The sequence below is a fragment of the Mesorhizobium sp. B4-1-3 genome (assembly GCF_006439355.1).
Classification (GTDB): domain Bacteria; phylum Pseudomonadota; class Alphaproteobacteria; order Rhizobiales; family Rhizobiaceae; genus Mesorhizobium.
In genome coordinates this window covers 49,781-70,806 of sequence record NZ_VFTG01000010.1, presented here as the reverse complement: position 1 = coordinate 70,806, position 21,026 = coordinate 49,781, and the positions used below count along the sequence as shown (strand labels likewise).

Annotated in this window: 21 protein-coding genes and 2 pseudogenes; 8 read left to right on the top strand and 15 right to left on the bottom strand. The window is 60.2% G+C overall.

Annotated features, from left to right (window positions below):
* Nucleotides 1-1,805: 1,805 nt before the first annotated feature.
* Nucleotides 1,806-2,690 (bottom strand): hypothetical protein, encoded by an 885-nt coding sequence (locus FJW06_RS15180; protein WP_140753002.1) that lies wholly within the window; start codon nucleotides 2,688-2,690, stop codon nucleotides 1,806-1,808.
* Between the two features lie 53 nt (nucleotides 2,691-2,743).
* On the bottom strand, nucleotides 2,744-3,289 hold the full coding sequence (locus tag FJW06_RS30810) for a CatB-related O-acetyltransferase (RefSeq protein WP_140753000.1): 546 nt from the start codon (nucleotides 3,287-3,289) through the stop codon (nucleotides 2,744-2,746).
* 835 nt (nucleotides 3,290-4,124) lie between these two features.
* On the opposite strand from FJW06_RS30810, the gene FJW06_RS15170 reads away from it, so the two are divergent.
* Complete coding sequence (locus tag FJW06_RS15170; RefSeq protein WP_140752998.1) at nucleotides 4,125-4,580, top strand: MucR family transcriptional regulator; 456 nt, start codon at nucleotides 4,125-4,127, stop codon at nucleotides 4,578-4,580.
* 571 nt (nucleotides 4,581-5,151) lie between these two features.
* Here the strand turns inward: FJW06_RS15170 and FJW06_RS15165 are convergent.
* The 5 genes and pseudogenes from FJW06_RS15165 to FJW06_RS15150 all read right to left on the bottom strand — a co-directional run bounded on the left by FJW06_RS15165 (nucleotide 5,152) and on the right by FJW06_RS15150 (nucleotide 9,089).
* Nucleotides 5,152-6,066 (bottom strand): zinc ABC transporter substrate-binding protein, encoded by a 915-nt coding sequence (locus FJW06_RS15165; RefSeq protein ID WP_140752996.1) that lies wholly within the window; start codon nucleotides 6,064-6,066, stop codon nucleotides 5,152-5,154.
* Nucleotides 6,067-6,084: 18 nt separating this feature from the next.
* Nucleotides 6,085-6,954 (bottom strand): metal ABC transporter permease, encoded by an 870-nt coding sequence (locus FJW06_RS15160; RefSeq protein WP_140752994.1) that lies wholly within the window; start codon nucleotides 6,952-6,954, stop codon nucleotides 6,085-6,087.
* On the bottom strand, nucleotides 6,951-7,736 hold the full coding sequence (locus tag FJW06_RS15155; RefSeq protein WP_140752992.1) for a metal ABC transporter ATP-binding protein: 786 nt from the start codon (nucleotides 7,734-7,736) through the stop codon (nucleotides 6,951-6,953). Before FJW06_RS15155 ends, FJW06_RS15160 begins: the two co-directional genes overlap by 4 nt.
* On the bottom strand, nucleotides 7,733-7,876 hold the full coding sequence (locus FJW06_RS30115) for a hypothetical protein (RefSeq protein ID WP_181166889.1): 144 nt from the start codon (nucleotides 7,874-7,876) through the stop codon (nucleotides 7,733-7,735). Before FJW06_RS30115 ends, FJW06_RS15155 begins: the two co-directional genes overlap by 4 nt.
* Nucleotides 7,873-9,089: pseudogene (locus tag FJW06_RS15150) on the bottom strand (GTP-binding protein). The gene FJW06_RS30115 and the pseudogene FJW06_RS15150 overlap by 4 nt, the downstream one beginning before the upstream one ends.
* 103 nt (nucleotides 9,090-9,192) lie before the next feature.
* Between FJW06_RS15150 and FJW06_RS15145 the strand changes: the two are divergent.
* Nucleotides 9,193-9,552 carry a transcriptional repressor gene (locus FJW06_RS15145; protein WP_140752990.1) on the top strand — a complete coding sequence of 120 codons (360 nt, stop codon included), beginning with the start codon at nucleotides 9,193-9,195 and terminating at the stop codon, nucleotides 9,550-9,552.
* Between the two features lie 126 nt (nucleotides 9,553-9,678).
* Here FJW06_RS15145 and FJW06_RS15140 read toward each other — a convergent pair whose 3' ends face one another.
* The 3 genes from FJW06_RS15140 to FJW06_RS15130 are packed head-to-tail and all read right to left on the bottom strand — an operon-like array spanning nucleotide 9,679 to nucleotide 11,876.
* Entirely contained in the window at nucleotides 9,679-10,554 is an 876-nt protein-coding gene (locus tag FJW06_RS15140; protein ID WP_181178310.1) for an alpha/beta hydrolase, read from the bottom strand.
* Between the two features lie 4 nt (nucleotides 10,555-10,558).
* Nucleotides 10,559-10,882 carry a nitrate reductase gene (locus FJW06_RS15135; RefSeq protein WP_181178309.1) on the bottom strand — a complete coding sequence of 108 codons (324 nt, stop codon included), beginning with the start codon at nucleotides 10,880-10,882 and terminating at the stop codon, nucleotides 10,559-10,561.
* Nucleotides 10,883-10,913: 31 nt separating this feature from the next.
* Nucleotides 10,914-11,876: a GTP-binding protein gene (locus FJW06_RS15130; protein WP_140752986.1), complete on the bottom strand. Its 963-nt coding sequence runs from the start codon at nucleotides 11,874-11,876 to the stop codon at nucleotides 10,914-10,916.
* Between the two features lie 471 nt (nucleotides 11,877-12,347).
* Here FJW06_RS15130 and FJW06_RS15125 point away from each other — a divergent pair, with 471 nt between their 5' ends.
* Complete coding sequence (locus FJW06_RS15125) at nucleotides 12,348-12,875, top strand: HupE/UreJ family protein (RefSeq protein WP_140752984.1); 528 nt, start codon at nucleotides 12,348-12,350, stop codon at nucleotides 12,873-12,875.
* A 76-nt stretch (nucleotides 12,876-12,951) separates the two neighbouring features.
* Nucleotides 12,952-13,656 carry a hypothetical protein gene (locus FJW06_RS15120; RefSeq protein ID WP_140752982.1) on the top strand — a complete coding sequence of 235 codons (705 nt, stop codon included), beginning with the start codon at nucleotides 12,952-12,954 and terminating at the stop codon, nucleotides 13,654-13,656.
* A 94-nt stretch (nucleotides 13,657-13,750) separates the two neighbouring features.
* On the opposite strand, the pseudogene FJW06_RS30520 reads toward FJW06_RS15120, so the two are convergent.
* Nucleotides 13,751-14,526, bottom strand: a pseudogene (locus FJW06_RS30520) (metal ABC transporter permease).
* 25 nt (nucleotides 14,527-14,551) lie between these two features.
* Between FJW06_RS30520 and FJW06_RS15110 the strand changes: the two are divergent.
* From FJW06_RS15110 to FJW06_RS15095, 4 genes are all read left to right on the top strand, one after another.
* A complete protein-coding gene (locus FJW06_RS15110) occupies nucleotides 14,552-14,767 on the top strand; it encodes a hypothetical protein (RefSeq protein ID WP_140752980.1) in 216 nt (71 codons plus the stop codon).
* 109 nt (nucleotides 14,768-14,876) lie between these two features.
* Nucleotides 14,877-15,752: an FMN-binding protein gene (locus FJW06_RS15105; protein WP_246674618.1), complete on the top strand. Its 876-nt coding sequence runs from the start codon at nucleotides 14,877-14,879 to the stop codon at nucleotides 15,750-15,752.
* Nucleotides 15,753-15,776: 24 nt separating this feature from the next.
* Complete coding sequence (locus FJW06_RS15100) at nucleotides 15,777-16,499, top strand: FAD:protein FMN transferase (protein ID WP_246674617.1); 723 nt, start codon at nucleotides 15,777-15,779, stop codon at nucleotides 16,497-16,499.
* A complete protein-coding gene (locus FJW06_RS15095; RefSeq protein WP_140752976.1) occupies nucleotides 16,496-18,007 on the top strand; it encodes an RnfABCDGE type electron transport complex subunit D in 1,512 nt (503 codons plus the stop codon). The genes FJW06_RS15100 and FJW06_RS15095 overlap by 4 nt, the downstream gene beginning before the upstream one ends.
* 7 nt (nucleotides 18,008-18,014) lie before the next feature.
* Here FJW06_RS15095 and FJW06_RS15090 read toward each other — a convergent pair whose 3' ends face one another.
* The 4 genes from FJW06_RS15090 to FJW06_RS15075 form a co-directional block, all read right to left on the bottom strand.
* Nucleotides 18,015-19,358, bottom strand: coding sequence for a HAMP domain-containing sensor histidine kinase (locus FJW06_RS15090; RefSeq protein WP_140752974.1), 1,344 nt, complete (start codon nucleotides 19,356-19,358; stop codon nucleotides 18,015-18,017).
* On the bottom strand, nucleotides 19,358-20,023 hold the full coding sequence (locus FJW06_RS15085) for a response regulator transcription factor (protein WP_140752972.1): 666 nt from the start codon (nucleotides 20,021-20,023) through the stop codon (nucleotides 19,358-19,360). The genes FJW06_RS15090 and FJW06_RS15085 overlap by 1 nt, the downstream gene beginning before the upstream one ends.
* The gene (locus tag FJW06_RS15080; RefSeq protein ID WP_140752970.1) at nucleotides 20,020-20,349 is read right to left on the bottom strand and encodes a hypothetical protein; all 330 of its coding nucleotides are present in this window, start codon (nucleotides 20,347-20,349) and stop codon (nucleotides 20,020-20,022) included. The genes FJW06_RS15085 and FJW06_RS15080 overlap by 4 nt, the downstream gene beginning before the upstream one ends.
* Before the next feature lie 76 nt (nucleotides 20,350-20,425).
* Nucleotides 20,426-20,968: a cytochrome b gene (locus FJW06_RS15075; protein WP_140752968.1), complete on the bottom strand. Its 543-nt coding sequence runs from the start codon at nucleotides 20,966-20,968 to the stop codon at nucleotides 20,426-20,428.
* Between the last annotated feature and the right edge of the window lie 58 nt (nucleotides 20,969-21,026).

The following is a 21,026-nucleotide window of genomic DNA, read 5'->3' as shown; positions in this document are numbered from 1 at the left end:
GGCCTTTAGGTCCGGTTGGCATCTGGCTTGCCACTACCGGAATCCGGCTGGGTCTGCCAGCAGGAACGATATCCAACGCACGCTGCCCAATACGCGCCCGTGTGCAGCGCTTGGCCCTTACCCGTGTGCCGCGCGGGGCAGAAACGCAATCATGCTCCTTCTGCTTCGACTACGCAAATTTAGCTGTTCCTAACGAAAGCCCGTCGCAGCTAATGAGCGTAAGCGACGGGCCTTCCTGCGACTTTTTCCAGTCCAGCGGCTAACCCCCGGGGGGACCGACCGCCGCATAGACAACAGCGCGGCGTGCAATGTGTTCCATTTTGCTACGCTAGCTGCCTTCGCGGTTCTCCATAGCCTCGAAAATCACTTCGAAAATGCTGTCGATTCTGCGTTAATCTCGGGTACTGGGATGCCTTCGCGCTCCGCCGCCTTCACCAGGTCGTCCGTCACTGACCGCGACAGGAAACCGCTGGTCAGCGTAAGCTTGGGACTAGAACTTTAACCTTAGCTATCCCATCAACTTGCTCAATGGTAATGCGCTCGTTGCTCAAGTTAGGCAGCGTCGACACGCTTCTGGTTCTTACGTCCTCCAAGCGATCTTGATCTAAAAGCTCCTTCGCCCGTGCTGTCTTTAGCCGTTCCAATTGATCGATAATGATCTCGACAATGGCGTTCTCCAGTCCGTGGTACACACAAATATCGCCATAAATGATTGCCACTTCAAGCCTGCCAACAGAAATGCTCTAGCGGCAATGCTTCTAACTGCTTCGCGTATTCAGGAATTTGCCGGGTCGCACCTGGTCTTCCTGTTCCTGATCGAGACACCGGGGTCCAGAACAGGCTTCCGTCATCGGGAAAGGGAGGGCTCTGGTCGACTGCCTCGCTCCCTGCCGCCACATATGCACATTGAGTAGGGAGAGCGCGTCGCCCGCCGCCAGAAACGGTCTGGAAGACTCACCAGCGCGCGAGACGGGTGACAGACGGGGTGAGGACAGCGGAGCCTGCCAGCGGCCTGTTGCGGGTCGATGAGAAGTTGCGGTAGATGGGCTCGGCTGTTAACCGAAGCGGGTATGCTATTCGCAAATCACAAGCGCTGCCCGGAAAATTGAAGTGCGAAAGATGACTAATCTCGTAGGGCCGAAAGGATTGATCACTAGCATTGTCGGCTTCGGCACATTTCTTCCTGCGTTGTTGTTTAAAGTTATTATTTGATTTATCATAATAAAAGACTTTCCTATCATGGATCGGCAAGGGCGATATCTGACACGCTTTATATCTAGTCGAAAGAGAGAATGGAAAATTCTGCTTTTCCTCTGGTTTTTAAGTGTGGGTATGATGCTTGCCACCGCCATAATGTCAAAGTTGTAGCTTCTCCGCTATCAGCCTCCTTGGGCGAAATGAATTTCGTGCCAGCCGTAGGAAGCGCGTTTGGATTTAGAGTATCGGCAGCGCTCGACGCTGCCAGCCGTTTGCAAATGAAGTTCGTTGCCGCGAATGACAAGGGCGCGGCCAAGCCGACTAACAGAACGACCGCAACTGTTTTGGGACGCACCCTCAAGCCCACCACACTTTTTCCATTTTAATTTAGCGGCAATGAACATAGCACCTCAGCTACGAGCCCACCAGCGTGCGTTCTCGGCGACACGGTGTTCCCTCAACGTGTCAGGGCCGTGCGTGTCCTCACGCCTGTGGCCCTGCAGCCAGCGTTTCTGACCTGATTCTTACGGTCGATGATCGGCCGCAGCCTCAGCCATTCACGGGTAGAGTACTTTACCAAGAGCGCGGCATTGCCAATTCACAACTGGTCAGCATCGGCGCTGAAGCGCCGGTTCTAGCAGCCGCAAGACCGCTTCGCGCTTTCTCGCCTTTAAAGACAAGTCTCCGTCCAGGCCGACCTCATGGAGCCAAGTTCCCCGCCATTCGCAATAGGCCTGTCTGAGTTCGACCCCCGGCAAGGCAGCGAATGAAGTGATCGGCCGTTGCGGCACCGTGTTTGGGTCCGCGTGCCGATAAAGCACGTTCCAATTTGCACCGCCAGTATCTAGACGGTTGGCGAACCAGTCGAGCCCGAAATCGAGAGGCTCACGGGCGACCGCATCAAATCGAAAGAAGCAGTAGCCAGCCCAGAGAAACCACCGCGCGCCTGACCAACGCAGATCACCGTAAAAGGCCGCGTCTTTAAGGGGTTGGAAGGGGTCACATGGCTGCGTCGGGAAAAGATCCTGGTCAAGGAATCCGAATGCTGCCGGCGCGGCCGGCTTCAGAATGTTGTGCCACATCCAATTCATCGCAGCGCCGTGAGACCGGCTGGCATTTCTTGCTGTCCATGGATTGACAGGGAGCCTGACATAGACAGCGCCATGACTCGCGCATACTTGCTCGTTCTCATCGGCGGCGGCTTCACCGATGCTGTTGTCAGCAATGATGTGCAGATCGTGGCGAACCAGTCCCCTCGCCAGTCGCAACTGCATATCAAGACATTGAGCATCGCTGACTGCTATCGTCAGCAGCACACGGCGGTCCCGAGCGGCGGCGCAAATAGCCTGAATGTCGCCTTTCCGTGCTCGTTGCGACAGAAATCGTCCGTCAATAGCTCTATAGCGAATAGATTTGTATGCATGGGTAATCGGCCGAAGGCGGCTCCAATCCCGCAATTTGTACTCTCCTAATGTGATCATGGCGGCGGCCATTCCCTCCAACGGCAGCGCAGGCGGTGGGTGCCCGCCTTTTTCGCGAGATAGAGCTACTGGTATTTCGAGACGAAATCGGACACTGAGTGGTGAAAGTCGGGCATGGCGGCTTCAATCTTTTCATCGCTCCAGTCCCACCACCGAATGGCGAGCAGACCGGCTATGACTTCTGGCTCAAAGCGATGTCTGATCAGCCTCGCCGGGTTGCCCGCAACAATTCCGTAGGGCGGCACATCCTTTGTGACAACCGAGCCCGCCCCAACAACAGCGCCATGGCCAATCGTCACGCCGGAAAGTACGATGGCGCGAGAGCCTATCCACACATCGTTGCCGATAGTGATCGGCCCCTTTGTCAGATCTCGGTCCGCGCCGGCGAAAGGATACGTCGAGACCAGTGAGATGGGATGCTCGCCGGCGGCTATGAAAAGAACGCCCGCGGCGATCGAGCAGTAGCTTCCAATGATGACAGGTGCTTCGGCCGTCGCTTGGAAGACGTTGCTGACATCAACGCCGTAGGTTTTTCGCCCAACAGTAACGTGCTTGCCCGGATAGGGCTTTCGCATCCCCAACTTTGTACGCAATTCTCTAAACATCGCCATCAGGCGTCGATAGCTCAGTATAGCCAGAAAACCAAGCGACTTAACATCCTGTAGAGGGCGGCACCCCAAGGTCGGTCATCACGCCCCGATCATTGAGCGGCCTTGCGATCCTGAGCTGGCGTTGGCCTTGGCCAGAAAGCCAAGTTAGCCATAGTCTGGGAAGCCAATTTTGGCACCGAAAGCGGAACGGCGGCTTCGACGGGCAACAAAAATAACGCCCGCTAAATGTGAGCTTTCAGGAGCTTGTCCATCTGGGGCCGGGAAAGCTGAGATGGCAAAGCTTCAGCGATACCCGGAGAGCCGAATGAACATCCCAAAAATGCCCGTTTGGCGCCGTTGCGTCGAGAGGAGATAGCGCTCGCCGTTGTTGAAGGCCGCCCTTCAACAGCCGCTGCGGCGCGGACCTATGGCGTGACGGCGAAGGTCGTGGCGCGCTAGGTCGAGCATTTCGTGCCGGAAGGACCCGCCGGGATGGCAATACGGGTTGCGATGACCGACATTGGACGCAGAATTGCCGTTTGTACGTCAGCCATTTGGAGTCGCTAAAGCCCCGTTATCAGTAAGGCGAACGTGCCACAGCTCTATGCCACCAAACGTCTCCAAAGCCGAATCTAGTGTCCGACTTTGTCCACAAGCACCCGCAATTCGGGCTGAGGCGCGACCCAGAACGTTCGAAATGCTTCCAGGAACCCCCCAGGCGGATCAAATGCCCCCTGAGAGTGGCCGCCCGCCAGAGCCCAATCTAACAGTTTCAGCAGCGCTATTTGGCGCCGCCCAAAATTGCGATATAGGACAAGTGGCGAAGCGGATTTGACCCAATACGAGGAGCGAATACTTGAGCGAACAAAACGAAGCCGTGACGGCCGATCTTGTAGGGCTGACGGCAGACCTTGTCTCTGCCTACGTCAGCCAAAATCCCATGCCCGTCGCTGGGTTGCCGGACCTCATCGCCTCGATCCATTCGTCGCTGTCAGGCCTTGGCCGGCCGAGCGTGAGCGCGCTTCCGAAGCAGGATCCGGCTACCAATCCGAAAAGGTCGGTAACACCTGACTACATCATCTGCCTTGAAGACGGGAAGAAATTCAAATCACTGAAAAGGCATCTTGCGGTGCATTATGGGCTCACTCCAGACGAATACCGCGAAAAGTGGGGACTGAAGCCGGATTACCCGATGGTTGCGCCGAACTACGCAGCTCAAAGATCTACGCTCGCGAAGGCGGCGGGGCTCGGACGCAAACCGCAACCTACACCGGCCCAAAAGGGGCCGCCCAAACGAAAGCCTAGGACTTAGTGATGGCTGGCGTCAGTGCATGGGGCGCCGGGGCGGCAGTTAGCTGATCGAGACCGTGAGCCAAGCCACGTTTACGCTCTATGCTGAGCGTCGCGGCTAGCAGAAGAGTGCTTCTTCAATAGTGGGTCTCTACAAAACCCCCAGAATGAGAACTCGTATCAAGTTTGCACTAATGCGGATCGAGGCACCCTGCGTCCACATGTGCACGTGCGCAATTCGGCCGGCGCAATACAGAAAAGACGAAACCTCAAAAGAACCTCGGTCGGTCTCCTGATTGTAGATCCGTCCGGTGACGGCTTTTAGGCCGGTTCCGGATCGGCAGCTTTTGGGTCGAAGGCATGGCCAAGGCATGTAGGGCGCTGCCGCCGCCGCGCCGGCGCCAGCAGAATTCAGCGACGCACTTTGCCGGCAGCGTCGGTGGTTGTGCGGACCTTCACCGGCTAGCGGGACGAGCGATCGCAGCGCACTGGCCGTCATCGACCACCTGCCAAGTGCATCCCTCGAGATCAAGAAGCAATAGCGCGAGGGCCCCGGCTCCACCGGGCCTTTCACCACTCGACGCACGGGCCCCCTACTTCGCAGCAACCTTCTGCTTAGCCATGGCAGCAGCCAATTGGTCGACGTTGTATTTGAACATCCTGGCGTAGGTTGGCGCGGGACCGTCCTCCTTCGAAAGGGCCTCGACGTAGAGCTCTCCGCCCGCTTCGGCGCCAGTGGCGCCCGCGATCTGCTTGACGAGACGCGGATCGTTGGAGTTTTCAAAGAAATAGGTCTTCGCGCCTTCCTTCTTGATCTGCCCGATCAGCTTGGCGACGTCGCCGGCCGAGGCCTCGGACTCGGTCGACAAGCCAAGCGGCGACAAGAAAGAAACTCCGTACTCACGTCCGAAATAGCCGAAGGCGTCATGGCTGGTCAGCACCTTGCGCTTCTCCTGCGGAATCGGGTCGATCTTGGAACGCGCGTAGGTGTCGAGTTCATGGAGCTTCTTCATGTATCTCTCGGCATTCGCCTTGAAATGTCCTGCCTCCTCGGGATCGGCCGCCTCGAGCGCCTTCTCGATGTTGCCGACCCAGACCTCGACATTGACCGGGCTGTTCCAGACATGCGGATCGGTCACGGTCTTGCCGTCCTCATCCATCGTGCGGGTCTTGACGCCTTCGGAAGCGACGACCGGCGTTCCGGTGTAACCGGAACCGCTGATCAGGCGATCCATCCAGCCCTCCAGTCCTTCGCCACTGACGAAAACGACATCGGCGGCTTTGAGGTTCTTGGCGTCGTCCGGCGTCGGCTCGTATTCATGGGGATCGCCGTCGGCCGGTACGATTGTCTTGACTTCGACATTGCTGCCGCCGACTTCCTTGGCCACGTCGGCAAGCACCGTGAAGCTCGCAACGACATGCAGTGTCTTCGCGGAGGCAGCGGCCGCCACCGCCAACACGGCAACAGCGCTCAGCCCAAGCGTGGCCATCATGTTCAGTCTTCTCATCGAGACTCTCCTTGGTGATCAGCCCGTAAGGTGTGGGCGGGGAAACAGGCGCCGCACGGCACCCGACGGAGCGGCAAGCAGCGAGACGCAATAGAGGAGGCTTGCGGTCAGGATAATGCATGGTCCCGAGGCGTAGCCGAGATGGAATGAGGCGATCAGCCCGATGAAACCGGAGAGCGCTGCCGTCGAAGCCGCGACGATGAACATTCCGGGCACGCTGCGTGCCCATAGCCGGGCAATCGCGGCGGGCAGCATCATGAGCCCCACCGCCATGAGCGTACCCAGGGCCTGAAAGCCGGCGACGAGATTGAGAACGACCAGGAAGAGAAAGACGAGATGGTGGAGCGGCCCGCGTCCGCCGACCGCGCGAAGAAATCCGGGGTCGAAACATTCTGCGATCAACGGGCGGTATACGATCGCAAGGATGATCAGCGTGAGCGAAGCGATCGTCGCGACGAGGTAAAGCGCCGGCGCGTCGATCGCGAGGATGGTGCCGAACAGTACGTGCAGCAGATCCCGGCTCGATCCGCGCAGCGAGACGATCAGCACGCCGGCGGCGAGCGACGTGAGATAGAAGGTGGCGAAACTGGCATCCTCGCGCAGCGACGTCGTGCGGCTGACGATGCCCGACAGGATCGCAACGGCGAGCCCGGCGATCAGCCCGCCGATGCCCATGGCCGTCAGCGAAAAGCCCGCGAACAGGAAGCCGACCGCCGCGCCGGGAAGCACGGCATGGCTGAGCGAATCCCCGACCAGGCTCATACGGCGCAGCATCAGGAGCACGCCGACCGGGCCGGAGCCCAGTCCAAGGCAGAAACAGGCGACAAGCGCCCGGCGCATGAAGCCATAGTCGGCGAAAGGCGCCAAAAGCAGGTCGTGGAGGCTCATGCCGCCTTATTCCCCGGCCGGTGACAAACCTCGGCAAAGTCGTCCCAGTTTTCCGCCATGGCTCTTGCCTTGAGCAGATTCTCTGCGGTCATCACCGATGATGTCGGACCCCATCCGATCGGTTCGCGGGCGATCAGCAGCGTTTCGGGGAAATGTGCCCGCACCTGCTCGAAATCATGCAGGACGGCGATGATCGTGCGGCCGTCGCGGTGCCAACGCAGCAGGATATCCATCAGGTCGCGCGTGGTCCTGGCGTCGATGGCGGTGAACGGCTCATCGAGCAGGATGACCCGCGCGTCCTGCAGCAGCAACCGGGCGAACAGCACACGCTGGAACTGCCCTGCGGACAGCGAGCCAATGGGACGACGTTCGAACCCCTCCAGGCCGACGGCCGACAGCGCCTCACGCGCCTTCGCCGTGATCGCCGCGGTGATACCGCGAAACGCGCCGACGACGTGCCACCCGCCGAGCATGACCGTGTCTCCGACGCTCAGCGGGAAACTGCGGTCGATCTCCGCCGCCTGCGGCAGGTAGCCGAAGTCGCGCGAGGAAAGTTCGGCGTGGTCGATATGTCCTTCCACGACAGGGAGCTGGTTCATCAGCGCCTTGACCAGCGTCGATTTGCCGGCGCCATTCGGGCCCGCGATCGCCGTCATGCTGCCCGGAAGAAACGAGCCGGAAAGATGATGCACGGCCGGGCGCCGATCATAGGCGACTGTCACGTTCGACAGGCTGATGAGGCGGCCGCCCGCCTCGGCGGCTGCGGGATCTGTGTTGTTCATGCCAGCGACACCGCCCAGGCAACCGCCAGCCACAGCGCGACGATGATGAGGACCAAGACCCCCAGACGCTCGAACGCGGACCAGACGAGGAAGCTGCGGGCGAAGATCGTTCGCCCCGCCGAGATTCGTGGCCAGTTCATGCGGCTTCCTCCGTCCGGCGCGGAAACGGATCGGACAGATGCTTCCATTGCGCCGGCGAGAAAGTTTCGGCGGCAACCAAGCAGGAATCGAGTTTATCCCGGATGCGCGCTTCGTTCATCGGGTGCATTCCGATGAAGGCGATCTCCTGCCGGCGGTCTCCCCAAACCGGATCGAAGTAAGGCAGCATGGACTGGCGCCAGCCGTCGTTGTCGGGCCATCTGGCCTTCGAACCGCCGACCACCAGAAGCCGCGCCGGCCGCTGCGGACCAACGCACCAGCCTGGCTCAATTCGCCAACATGCCGCGGGCGCGTGGCCAGCCAGCAGAATCCCTTGGCGCGGACGACGCCCGGCCATGCGCGGTCGATGAAAGCCTTGAACCTCGTCGGATCGAAGGGCCGGCGCGCCCGGTAAACGAACGAACTAATCCCGTATTCCTCGGTTTCGGGAACGTGTTCGGAAAAGCCGTTCAGCTCCTTGAACCAGAGCGGATGCTCATGCGCCTTGTCGAAATCGAACAGGCCGGTGTCGAGGATTGCCGCAAGGTCCACCCGACCAAAATCAGTCTCGATGATCCGCGCATCCCGATTGAGCGCACGCACGATCTTTCGCGCGGCGTCGAGGTGGCCCGCCGTCGCGGCCGACACCTTGTTGAGCACGATGACATCGGCAAATTCGATCTGCTCGACCAGCAGATCGACAAGCGCGCGGTTATCCCCATTGCCAAGCGATTCACCGCGATCTTTCAGGAAATCGCTCGAGGCGTAGTCCTTCAGCAGATTGGCGGCGTCGACCACGGTGACCATGGCGTCGAGCTTCGCCACGTCCGACAGGCTGACGCCATTTTCGTCACGAAACTCGAAGGTGGAGGCAACCGGAAGCGGCTCGGAAACGCCGGTGGATTCGATCAGAAGATTGTCAAACCGGCCCTGCCTTGCCAGCGCCTGAACTTCCTTCAGAAGGTCGTCCCTCAAGGTGCAGCAGATGCAGCCATTGGTCATCTCGACCAGTTGCTCGTCGGTCCGCGACAGGTTCGCCCCGCCGTCGCGGATCAGCGACCCATCGATGTTGACCTCGCTCATGTCGTTGACGATCACTGCGACCCGCCGACCCTGGCGATTGCCGAGAATGGTGTTGAGAAGTGTCGTCTTTCCGGCGCCGAGAAAGCCGGAAAGGACGGTCACCGGTAATTTGCGCCCTGCCTCTGCCTGCATCTGATCTCCGGTAGATTTCAATTCCAGTTGACCCTTGGGTAGGTTATGTTATTACATGGGTCAACAGAAAGTTATGTTATTTTATAACAGGAATGTGAACCGAATGCTCGATCTCAATCGCGTCGGCACGATCCCCGGCGGTCTGACCAAGAACCAGGCGCTCGTGCTGGAGATCATAGAGAAGGCAGGTAAGCCGATCGGCGCCTACGAGATTTTGAGGGAACTTGGGCCTCGGGGGATCAAATCACCGGTGCAGGTTTACCGGGCGGTCAACAGTCTTATTCAATGCGGTATCGTCCGCAAGGTCGAGAGCATGAACGCCTTTGTGCGCTGCACCGACGCGCACCCCCATCGTGGACAAACAACGATCCTCGCGGTCTGCGACCGATGTGGAACTGTTGTTGAACACCACGACGAGACAGTCGATCGTCGTGTGGCCTGGGCCGAGCAAGAGGCCTTTTAGGTCGATACTGTCGCCATTGAACTCAAGGTGCGCTGCGCCAGCTGCAATGCCTCAGCTTCCTGAATCAGCAACCACAGGTCACGGTAACGCCATACCCGGCATCGCGAACCGGCCACCGATCCGACCTCAGTCGGATTCGAGGAGAAACGGGTGGATCGTCTCCCAGGTCTGGTCCGGAAACTCCTCGTAGAATGAGAGCTTGCCGCGCGGCAGTACGACGGTCCGCACATTCGTCAGCGATGCCAGGCCCGTCATCTCCGCCTTGGACTTGCGTGGGGTTCCGCCGCCGTAGACGACGAGTATCTTCGTCGAGATTCGTCTCACGCTTTCCAGGAAGGCATCGCGATCGGTGAACGGATCGAGTTCCCCGGCGACGAAGCGGAAGGAAGCGTAGCGGGCGCCGAGCGCGTCGGTGACGGTGCGTTTTTCGGCCATGCGCTCCGGCGTCAGCCAGGCCGGATCGGCATAGACATGGCCGCGCGCCATCATGCCGATGACAAGGCTGTTCACATTGAGCCGATAGAGAAAAGACCCGGCAAGTGGCAGGTCGACGGCCTTGGCCAGCCCGCGAAACAGCGCCATGCGCCTGCCGGTCATGGTTGGAAGCGGCCCACGCCAGGTTGGGGACAGCAGGCATAGGCGACCGAAGCCACCCGGATTTTCGGCGGCCACTGCCAGCGCATAGCCCGCGCCATGACCGGCAGCGATGGTCGCAGCAGGCTGAACGACACTCTGCGTCACGAAGCGCAGGAATGTACGATAAAGTTCCGGGCGCCAGGCAATCCTGGGGCGAGGCAAGGCGCCGAAGCCGGGCCAGTCGATGGCCGTCGTGGCAAAGGATGCGCCGAGCCGCTCCTGCAGCGGTCGCATTTCGGCGCGGGTCGAGATCGAGCTGAGCGCCGGCAAAAGGAGCAGGTTCTTGCCCGTTCCAAAACGGCTCAGGCCGACGGCAACCTTTTTGCCGTCCGCAATCCATTCAATTTGATCCTCGATCCAGTCCATGCCTTCAATGCTGTTTGGCGCTGACCTTCGGGGATGAACTCTCCGCATTTGCGTCGAGAAGCCGTTGCCCGATTTGCAGCGCGAGCGCGATGTCGGGCTCTGCAATCATTGCCGCGGCCTTGCCGACGCGCAAGGAGCGTATCGGCCGCTCCAATATGCTGATGACCGTCTCCAGGTCAGGACAGCCGGATTCGCGGCAGCGAACCTCCGTCACGGTGATTGCGACATCTTCCTTCAGATCAAGCCCATCGCGTATCCATTGTTTGATCCTATCGGCATGAGATGATGAAGGCCCCCGTCTGGGCGCAAAGGGATTGACGAATTTCACCAGCTTCGCGACCTCTCGTGATAGGCGAAGATCACGCCCGGCACCCCATGAACCCGCTCTCGATGATACCCTTCGGCAGATTGCGACCGATGAAGACAAGACGACTGGTCCGTTCCTCATCAGCCTTCCACGGTCGCTGGTGATCGCCTTCCAGCAGCATATGGACGGATTGCACCACAAAGCGGTCGTCGTCGTCCTTGAAAGCGAGAATGCCCTTCATGCGCAACATGTCCATGCCGAACTGCTGCGTGACCGTCTGCAGCCACGGCAGGAATTTTTTCGGGTCGAGGGGTTCCCTGGCGACCAGGGCGAAGCTGGTCACATGGTCATCGTGCTCATGCTCGTGGAACTCGTCGAGGAAATCAGGTTCAACTTCGAGGATACGGTCGAGGTCGAACGAATTGCGGCCGAGAACCTTGTCGAGATCGACGTCGCAACGCTGTGTGCGGTGGATGGAAACAGCCGGGTTGATGCGCCGGATGCGGCTTTCGACCTCCTTCAGGTCTTCGGCCGAGACGAGGTCGGTCTTGTTGAGCAGCACAGTGTCGGCGAAAGCCAACTGCTCCTGGGCTTCGTGCGCTTCGTCGATCTCGCCGAGCAGATGCTTGGCGTCGACCACTGTCACGATGGAATCGAGCCTGGTCTTGGAACGAACGTCCTCGTCGACGAAAAACGTCTGCGCGACCGGCGCCGGGTCGGCGAGGCCGGTCGTCTCCACCAGGATAGCGTCGAAACGGTCGCGACGGCGCATCAGGCTGTCGATGATGCGGATCAAATCGCCGCGCACCGTGCAGCAGATGCAGCCATTGTTCATCTCGAACACTTCTTCGTCGGCGTCGACGATAAGATCGTTGTCGATACCGACCTCGCCGAACTCGTTGACGATGACGGCAAACTTCTTGCCGTGATTTTCGGACAGGATACGGTTCAACAGCGTGGTTTTGCCCGCGCCGAGATAGCCGGTCAGCACGGTCACTGGAGTCTGGGTCTGCATGGCGGGAAACTCCGTTGAGGGGCGGTTTTCATCTTGTTATCGGTTATAGTATAACGTATCAAGCACAAAGATGTGAGTTTGGATGAGTGTCCACACGCACGATTTCTTCATAGACGGCGGAGCTCGTTCGTTCCTGATAGATGCGAGAGGCGGGGCGCCGAAGAAGAGAAATCATGGCCGTGTCTGCCGTGCCCGCGGCGGGCAAGTATGGTCCTCGCCGTGCTGGTCTGACTAACCTAGCCGCCAATGGCTGCAGCTTGTCCGCTTCTCGGTCTGGTGAATAGCGCGTAAAAGCCCTGTCCTGATGATCCCATCAATGGCAATTTGCGTTTTTGGCAATGGTAGCGGGACCGTGAATTGGCGATTTTTGGAGTGGAAGCGGGAGCCCAGCCCAGCGGCAACCGAATTCAGGGGGGCCGGCATTTTTGCAGCCTCGCGGCAGTTGCAACAGCTCTGACGGCCGGATCCACAATGGCGCAAGCGCATATCATTCAATCGGGGACGGGTGGATTTGGCAGCGGCTTCGAACATCCGCTGACCGGGGCTGATCATTTCCTGGCCATGTTTGCCGTAGGACTGTGGGGCGCCCAGATCGGTGGGCGTTCGATCTGGACGCTGCCGGTGGCATTCCCGCTGATCATGGTCGTAGGCGGGATTGCCGGAATAGCAGGTGTCCCGCTGCCCGGAGTTGAGATTGGCATTGCGCTGTCAATCATCGCCCTGGGGCTGGCCATCGCCTGCGCCTGGCGGCCGGCGGAATGGGTTGCGTTGCTGATGATTGCCGTGTTCGCCATCTGCCACGGACACGCCCACGGCGCCGAACTGCCGAATGCAGCCGACCCGGCCGACTATGCAATCGGCTTCGTCATCGCCACCGGCTTGATCCATCTGCTGGGTATCGGATTCGGACTTCTGCTGGGCAAGGCCTTCGGCGGACGGTTGTCGCAGGGCCTGGGCGGATTGATCGCGGCGGGAGGCGTCTATTACCTTGTCGCCTGAAACATATCCCAAGCGATCGGCGTGGCGATTCCTGCTTCGATGGTCAGGCCCTGTCGTAGCTGTCGCCGGCGTTGCCATGATCGGCGCACTTGCGACGTCTTCGGAAACGACGCAGACGTCCTGGTGGATCCTCAACAGCGCCCTTTCTCCTGAACGCGTCTTGCCGCTGGTCGGATTGGGCCTTGCCACCGCTCTGGTAAGCCTGAGGCTTGGAGTTCTCACGCTCGTGGCATTGCTGCTGGGCGAGGTGGTCGGGACTCTGCTTTACGATCGATTCCTTGATGTGATGGCCGGCGTACGGGGAGCGACGACTCACGCTTTCCTTACCGCGCCATTTTCGATGCTGATAATCGGCATCGTTCTCGTCGTTTCCGGTCGTTTCCGAACTTGCACAATACCCGCCGCGGCGTTGCTCATCGGCGCGTTGTTGGCAGTCGTCACAAAGTTCACCGACCCTACGTTGAACGATCTCCGAATACCGCTCTCGGGGACGATCATCGCCCTTTGGATCGTTGTCGCCGTCGGCCTTATTGGGCGGATTTTCCCGCCTGCGTGGTACACGATCGGCACACGCATTCTGGGCAGTTGGCTGGTCGCGATCGGGCTCCTCCTTGGAGGAACGGCGATCGCCACCAAGCCTCCAACAACCATGCCCCAACCATCGGGGGCTGCTCCCGCCGATGGATTGCCCACTGGGAAATACCGCTACGAGCCTCCTGTTCAGCAATTTACGCGTCCGCGCGATTCCTTGAAGCAGGGCGAACACAAGCTGATGCCGTGAACGGTATCCCGGCCAAAAAAACATCTTGGTCGCGTGGCTGCGGCAGGCCGGCTGCTGCTCTGGTGTTCCACGCTTTCAGCCGTTCATCAGGGAGTCATTGCGCCGCCTTCAAGCGCCGGATAAGACCGGCGCCCAGATAGGCAGTGGCACCGAGCGATGTGATCCAGAAGCTCGTCGGCCAGTCTGTTTCGAACGCAAGCCACAAGCTGGTCCAGGCGATGGCGACCGCTAGCGCGATCGAGACAAGGATGCCCCGTAGCACACCGCGGGTCAGGCGCAGCGTCGTTGCCGCCGGGGCGACCATCAGCGCGAAGACGAGAAGCACGCCGACGATTTGGGTGGCTTCAGCCGTCGTCACGGCGACAATGATCATGAACAATGTCGAAACCAGATCGAGGCTCACGCCCTTGGCCTCCGCCAGTTCAGGCTGCAGGCTGGCGAAGAGCAAGGGTCTGGAAATGAAGGTCAAGCCGACCAAGATCGCCAGGGAAAGCACTGCAAGGATGAGGACCGTCCGGAAACTGATGCCGAGCACGTTCCAAACAGGACATTCGTCGCCTGGGACGCGAAAGCGGTGTAGAAATGCAGGAAAAGCAAGCCGAGACCGAGCGAAAGCGTCAGCACGATGCCGATCGCGACGTCGCGATGCGCTCTTTCGCCCAGAAGGCCGATGCCGATGCCGGCCAGCACGGTGAAGATAGTCAACCCGAAGAATGGCGACAGGCCGAGCAGACCGGCGCCCGTTGCGCCGGGAAATCCGACATGAGCCAGCGCATGTCCTGCGAAGGTCTGGCCTCGCAGCACGAGGAAATATCCTACCGCCCCGGTCACGATGGCAACGACCGTGCATGCGGCGAAGGCGTTGCGCATGAATTCGTAGTCAAACATCGTGAACATGCGCGGCGCCCTCCAGTTCAACGTCGTCGGCCATCACGAAGATGCGTCCGCCTACCCGCACCACGTTGATGTGCGTTCCATAAAGCTTCGACAAGACCGGACCGTTGATGACCTCGTCGACGCTCCCGATCGCGGCGTTGCCGTTCCCGACTGTAACGGGGTCGCGCTCTTTTTTTCAAGTTTCGCCGCGATTGCGCGATATGGGGTCGACTGAAGCCTACCGTTGGGGCTCGCGCCGACAAATTCTTCCCGGGCTGAACCGCGGTGACAGCCAGTTGTCAGCTTGGTCATGGGATATTGCGTTCTAAATAGGCTGCGGAGGCTTGATTGTCGCAGGCTTCAACGTGGAAATTCAGATCCCGATGAAACAAATTGCCCTTTCGCTTTTCGTGATCGCTTCTTCGGGCGCCTATGTCTGGGATCAGGCCGGCAAGGCCCCCAGCGGCGAGGTGATCGACACGGCATCTGCCAATACCGCGGAGGAGGCCGTGGAGCAGCCGATCGGACCGGCGCCTGCTTCGGCCACGGCCGTCGCGCCGCCTGCGGTGCCGTTGCCTGCGATGGAACGGCGGAGCGTGCGACCTCCGGCGACGCCACCAGCCATGGCGCGCAGCGAAACCACGGCCGCGATCGCTGCGCCCGCCTCGACGCCGTCGGCCGCCGCAACACCGACAGCAGCCGAAAAGTCTCCGTTTGCAGTCGGCCAGCTTTCGCCAACGTCCATCCCGCCGGCTAAGCAGACGCCGGCTGGCCTCGTCGATGACGCTGCGCCGCCGACAGCAGTGTTCGCAGTAACGCCTACCATCTACATACCCATCCCCAGGCCGAGGCCGGATTATCCGCGAGCAGTTGTTCGCATCATCAAGGCCGGCATGAAGCCGTCCGTGAATCCAGCCACGAAGGCGGCTGGCCACCGCTTTACCGACGGCACATACGCTGGTCCTGTCACCGATGCCTACTATGGCCACATCCAGATTCAGGCGTCTATCCAGAGCGGCCGCCTTACATCGTTGAAAGTGCTGAAATACCCGAATGACCGCCGCACCTCGATCAACATCAACCGCCAGGCTTTGCCCATGCTGCGCGACGAAGCGATCAGCGCGCAGAGCGCTAACGTTGACATCATTTCGGGCGCAACGTTGACCAGCAAGGCCTTCAGACAGTCGCTCGCTGGCGCATTGAAGCAAGCATCGACCTAGTCCATGCGCGACACGAGGATATTGATGGGCATGCCCATCACCGTCGATGTCGGCGGTGCCTCGGGTGGCGTGCTTGTCGACGCGGTCTTCGACTACTTCGCGCACATCGACCGGCGATTCAGCACCTACAGAAGCGACAGCGAGATTGCGGCCATCAACCGTGGCGACCTTCCGGTCCGAGAATGGAGCGGCGAGATGATGGAAGTGATGGCCCTCGCAGCGCGGACGAAAACCGAGACGGACGGATATTTCGACATCCGCGGGCCTGATGGTTCGCTGGACCCGTCCGGCATCGTCAAGGGGTGGGCCATCCGCAATGCGGCCCGAATTGTTGGCGCAGCAGGAGTTGGCGATTTCTTCATCGAGGCGGGTGGCGACATCCAGTCCTGCGGCAGGAATGCTTCGGGCCTCGACTGGAGCGTCGGCATCCGCAATCCCTTCAATGCCGACGAGATCATCAAGATCGTCTATCCGCGCGGGCACGGCGTCGCAACGTCGGGCACCTATGTACGCGGACAGCATATCTACAACCCGCTTAGACTTGGCGATGCGATCACCGAGATTGTCAGCCTGACCGTCATTGGATCAGATGTGTTCGAGGCGGACCGTTTCGCCACCGCCGCCTTTGCCATGGGCCGCGACGGCATTCTGTTTCTCGAACAGACGGCGGGCGTTGAGGGGTACGTCGTCGGCAGCAATGGCCGCGCCACGCCGACAAGCGGCTTCGGAGCCTTTTGCCAATCATGATCAAGGCCATCGACCGGTTTCTCGACCACCAGACCATGTACCGGCTAGTCCTCTATTACTTGATCGCCTTGCTGGGTATGACCTTCGCACTTGGTTTCTTGAAGCTCACGCCGCATGCTCCGTTCGCGCTCGCCTTCACGACGGGGGTGATGCTGGTCGCCTGCTGGATCACCAACAGGGTTTTTGCTGTTGTGTTCAAGGTCCCGGCCAACAACGAGTCCGTCTACATCACCGCCCTCATCCTGGTGCTCATACTTGATCCGGTGGCCGCCACGGACCTCAAGGGGATCGCTGCAGTCGTGTTCGCCTGCGTCTGGGCGATTTCATCCAAGTTCATCCTCGCCATTGGCAGAAAGCACCTGTTCAATCCGGCAGCGCTGGGTGTCGCCCTAAGTGCACTGCTGCTTGATCAGCCGGCCACTTGGTGGGTCGGAGGCAATTTGCCATTGCTTCCCGTTGTGCTTGCCGGCGGACTCCTCATCGTGCGCAAGCTGCGCCGGCTCGATCTCGTCGTCACTTTCGTCGCCGTCGCGCTGGCAATGACCCTCTCGACGACCGAGTCGTCGCAATATGCGACCGCACTGACGGAGACGCTGGGCTCGTCGCCGCTGCTGTTCTTCGCCTTTGTGATGCTGACCGAGCCGCTGACGGCGCCGACGATGCGCTTGCCTCGTATCGCCTTTGCCACGATCGTCGGTTTCCTGTTTGCCCCCAACATCCATGTCGGCTCGTTCTACTTCACGCCGGAGTTGGCGCTTCTGACGGGCAATCTCTTTGCATACGCTGTGAGCCCAAAGGGACGCCTCGTGTTGACGCTCGAACGCATCGAGCAATCGGCCGTCGACACCTATGACTTCATCTTTAGCTCGCCACATAGGCTCGCCTTCGAGGCAGGCCAGTTTCTTGAATGGACACTTGGTCTCGACCATTCGGACAATCGTGGCAACCGCCGCTATTTCACGGTCGCATCTGCACCCACGGAGCAAACAATACGACTTGGCGCCAAGTTCTATCCTCGATCGAGTGCCTTCAAGCAGGCGCTGAGCACGATGAAGCCTGGCAGCACGATCCACGCCTCTCAGCTCGCCGGCGACTTCATCCTGCCGGCCGATCCTGAAACCAAGATCGCCTTCTTGGCCGGCGGTATCGGCATCACCCCATTCCGCTCGATGCTGCAATATCTCATCGACATCCATGAGAAGCGCCCAATTGTCGTGCTCTACGGAGCCGAGACCCAGCAGGACATCGCCTATCGCGACGTCCTTGACACTGCAAAGAGAGAACTGGCCGTAAAAACGGTCCTTGCCGTCGCCAGGGGAGCCGAGCGCGGCCAATATCCTGGCTACATTGATGCGCGCCTGGTGCGCCTCGTCATCCCGGACTACATGGAACGGATATTCTACATTTCCGGTCCGCAGGCCATGGTCAAGGCGCTGCGAGAGAAACTGCTGGCCATGGGCGTTCGCCGCTCGAAGATAAAGGTCGACTACTTCCCGGGCTTTGCCTGAGCGCCGGTCAAGCGTGCCGGGGCAAGGCGATGGTCACGATCAGGCCGGGATCGGCATTAGCCATCGTCAGGCTGCCGCCATAGGCTTCGACAATGTCTGAAACAATGGCGAGGCCGAGCCCGCTGCTCCCGCCCTTGCCGTCGAGCTGCACGCCGCGCGACAGCGCGGACTCTTGGTCCGCATCTGGAATGCCCGGGCCGTCGTCGGCGACCGCGATGCTAACCTCGCTGGCGGTTGCAAATGCGCGGACGTGGACCGAGGATTTTGCGAAGCGAGCCGCATTCTCCATTAGGTTGCCCAGGATCTCAGACAGGTCGCCTTCGTCGACCGGCGCCATGAAATCCTCTGCGACGTCTACAACGAACGAGAGCTGCTTACCGGCTGGCGTGCGCTTGACGACGCCGATGACGCCCGCGGCAGCCTCCCTGACCCGACATGATGTCTTGTTGGATACCTCGCGAGCCAGACGAGCCCGGGCCAGTTCCCGTTCGACATGGCGACGGATCGCCCCCGCGCTCTTCTCGATCTCATAGGCGAGCACGGTTTCGCCCTTCTTGCGCAGGGCTCGAATGTCCGCCGACAGCACCTGCAGCGGCGTCTTGAGCCCGTGTGCCAGGTCGGTGGCACGACCCCGGGCTCGTGCAAGAGCCTTCTCTTGCGCATTGAGCAGACGGTTGATTTCGTCGGCGAGCGGCTGCACCTCGCTCGGGGCCGCCACGTCAAGCCGCGCCGTCCGCTGCGCGATCACGTCTCGGACGGCGACCCTCAAGTTTTCAAGGGGCGCGAGACCAACGGTGATCTGGATGAAGAAAGCTGCCATGAGAGCAGCGGCGAGCACGATAAGCGCTGGCGCGAGATCCCAGACATATTCATTCACCGACATCTCCACGCTGCGATGGTCTTCGGCCACGATTGCACGAAAGGACCGACCATCGGTATCGGTGATGGTGCGCTCGACAGCAATGGTGAGCTCGTTGCCCGGACCTTTGAGCTCCTCGATCTTTCTCAGTTCGCCGCTGTCGACCAGATCCGGCAATGTCAGCTTTGCATCCCATAAAGAACGCGAACGGACCAGACTGTGGCTGGCCAGATCTTCCACCTGCCAATAGTGGCCGGACAATGGATTGTTGAAGCGCGGATCGGTCAGGTCCGATGTGACCGAAAGCCGGCCGTCGGCCGCGAAGCTGGCCGCGCCGATCAGTTCGTTGAGATCGACGGTCAGCTCACTGACTATGCGCCGTTCTACATTCAGTTCGAACAGATAGCGCAGGCCGACCCCGGCAATGGCAAGGGCGATCAGGATCGAGATGGTTGCCGCCGACCAGAGCCTGAAGCGGATCGAGTCGCCCATCAGGACGGCTCGTCGGGCATGAAATATCCGAACCCGCGCCGGGTCTCGATGACATCGTTGCCGAGCTTGCGGCGCAAGCGCCCGACGATGACCTCGATTGCGTTGGGATCGCGGTCATTTCCTGAGTCGTACAGGTGCTCCGCGAGTTCGGTCGGGGCGACAACGCGTCCGGCATGGTGCATCAGGAAGGCCATCAGTCGGTATTCAAGCGGCGACAGCGCGACGGGAACGCCGCGCAGCGAAATACGCATCTGGCGCGTGTCCAGTATCAAAGGTCCGGATTTCAGCACTGGCGCCGCCTGACCCGTGGAGCGGCGCAGGATCGCACGCAACCGCGCCAGCAGTTCTTCCATTTCGAACGGCTTGGGCAGGTAGTCGTCGGCGCCGGCATTGATCCCTTCGACGCGCTCGGTCCACAGGCCTCTTGCCGTCAGGATCAGGACGGGAAAGCGGCGCCCATTGGCCCGCCAACGTTTCAGGACCATCAGGCCATCGAGTTTTGGCAATCCGAGATCCAGGATCGCCGCGTCATAATTCTCGACGTCACCTGCAAACCAGGCGGCCTCTCCATCGCGCACCATGTCGACGGCCATCCCAGCCGACTTGAGCGCGGCCGCGACGTCGCCAGCAATACGGGGTTCATCCTCGGCGAGGAGAACCTTCATCGGTCGCCTCTCCGGCTTCGCATCAGCGCCCCGGCACCGGCGTCCACATCGACGATGCTGCGGTGTCCGTCGGCGGCAACGATCTGGAACCGATAGACCCATTTGTCAGCAATTCGGATGAAATCCACGGCGACAATGTCGCCGGGGACAGCGACATGAACCACGCCCAGGATGGTTGACAGGCCTTTTATTTCGCCGCGTTCGTAGAGGTCGCGCGCCCGATCATGATCGCCGTCATCATCGACATCCGCGCGCGCCGTGGACGGGCCTGCAAGGAACACCCCATACAGACCCACTATCGCCAGGCACTTCAGTGTGGACCTCATCCAGGAATGATGTGTCCCAGTGCGCAGGCATTGCAAGCGGTAAGTCGCCGCCTGCAGCTCACGAGGGTCACAGCGATCAGGAGGCACTTTTCCCCGGCAGCATTCGCTTAAGCACATCATCCTTCCAGACATAGTGATGCCAAAGGGCGGCAACCGCATGCAATCCGGCAAGGATAAGGATCAGATTGGCGCAAAGGCTATGCAGTTCCCTGATGAAACCAGCGGTGGCGCGGTCCGCGGAAACCGGAGCCGGGATGGTAAAAAGGCCGAAGAAACTCAAGACATCGCCCCGGTACCAGGTGAGCACGATACCGAGCACGGGGATGGCCACGAGCAGCGCGTAGAGCAGAACATGCGCGATCCTGGCCGCCAGACGTTCAAGCTTTGACATTTCCAGCGGCAGACTTGGCGTTCCCAGCGCCAGCCGCAGGCTGATTCGAATAACAACCAGCGCGAAGAGCAGCAGCCCAAATGAAATATGAAGCCACCAGACGAACGCGCGACCGGGATCAGCGCGCGGGAAGACATCGGCGACGTAGGTCAGGCCATAGAGGCCGATGACCAGCAGAAAGACGGCCCAGTGAATGGCTTTCTGGGAGCTGGCATAGGTAGGATTCATTCGAGGTTTCCAGTTTGAATATTTTCTTAGACAGTAGCGATGGGCCAAATCTTTGTCC

Coding starts and splice junctions, on each gene's coding strand:
- FJW06_RS15180 (WP_140753002.1), bottom strand. CDS start 2,690: ATGGCCGCCGCCATGATCACATTAGGAGAGTACAAATTGCGGGATTGG.
- FJW06_RS30810 (WP_140753000.1), bottom strand. CDS start 3,289: ATGGCGATGTTTAGAGAATTGCGTACAAAGTTGGGGATGCGAAAGCCC.
- FJW06_RS15165 (WP_140752996.1), bottom strand. CDS start 6,066: ATGAGAAGACTGAACATGATGGCCACGCTTGGGCTGAGCGCTGTTGCC.
- FJW06_RS15160 (WP_140752994.1), bottom strand. CDS start 6,954: ATGAGCCTCCACGACCTGCTTTTGGCGCCTTTCGCCGACTATGGCTTC.
- FJW06_RS15155 (WP_140752992.1), bottom strand. CDS start 7,736: ATGAACAACACAGATCCCGCAGCCGCCGAGGCGGGCGGCCGCCTCATC.
- FJW06_RS30115 (WP_181166889.1), bottom strand. CDS start 7,876: ATGAACTGGCCACGAATCTCGGCGGGGCGAACGATCTTCGCCCGCAGC.
- FJW06_RS15145 (WP_140752990.1), top strand. CDS start 9,193: ATGCTCGATCTCAATCGCGTCGGCACGATCCCCGGCGGTCTGACCAAG.
- FJW06_RS15140 (WP_181178310.1), bottom strand. CDS start 10,554: ATGGACTGGATCGAGGATCAAATTGAATGGATTGCGGACGGCAAAAAG.
- FJW06_RS15130 (WP_140752986.1), bottom strand. CDS start 11,876: ATGCAGACCCAGACTCCAGTGACCGTGCTGACCGGCTATCTCGGCGCG.
- FJW06_RS15125 (WP_140752984.1), top strand. CDS start 12,348: ATGGCGCAAGCGCATATCATTCAATCGGGGACGGGTGGATTTGGCAGC.
- FJW06_RS15120 (WP_140752982.1), top strand. CDS start 12,952: ATGATCGGCGCACTTGCGACGTCTTCGGAAACGACGCAGACGTCCTGG.
- FJW06_RS15110 (WP_140752980.1), top strand. CDS start 14,552: ATGCGCGGCGCCCTCCAGTTCAACGTCGTCGGCCATCACGAAGATGCG.
- FJW06_RS15100 (WP_246674617.1), top strand. CDS start 15,777: ATGGGCATGCCCATCACCGTCGATGTCGGCGGTGCCTCGGGTGGCGTG.
- FJW06_RS15095 (WP_140752976.1), top strand. CDS start 16,496: ATGATCAAGGCCATCGACCGGTTTCTCGACCACCAGACCATGTACCGG.
- FJW06_RS15090 (WP_140752974.1), bottom strand. CDS start 19,358: ATGGGCGACTCGATCCGCTTCAGGCTCTGGTCGGCGGCAACCATCTCG.
- FJW06_RS15085 (WP_140752972.1), bottom strand. CDS start 20,023: ATGAAGGTTCTCCTCGCCGAGGATGAACCCCGTATTGCTGGCGACGTC.
- FJW06_RS15080 (WP_140752970.1), bottom strand. CDS start 20,349: ATGAGGTCCACACTGAAGTGCCTGGCGATAGTGGGTCTGTATGGGGTG.
- FJW06_RS15075 (WP_140752968.1), bottom strand. CDS start 20,968: ATGAATCCTACCTATGCCAGCTCCCAGAAAGCCATTCACTGGGCCGTC.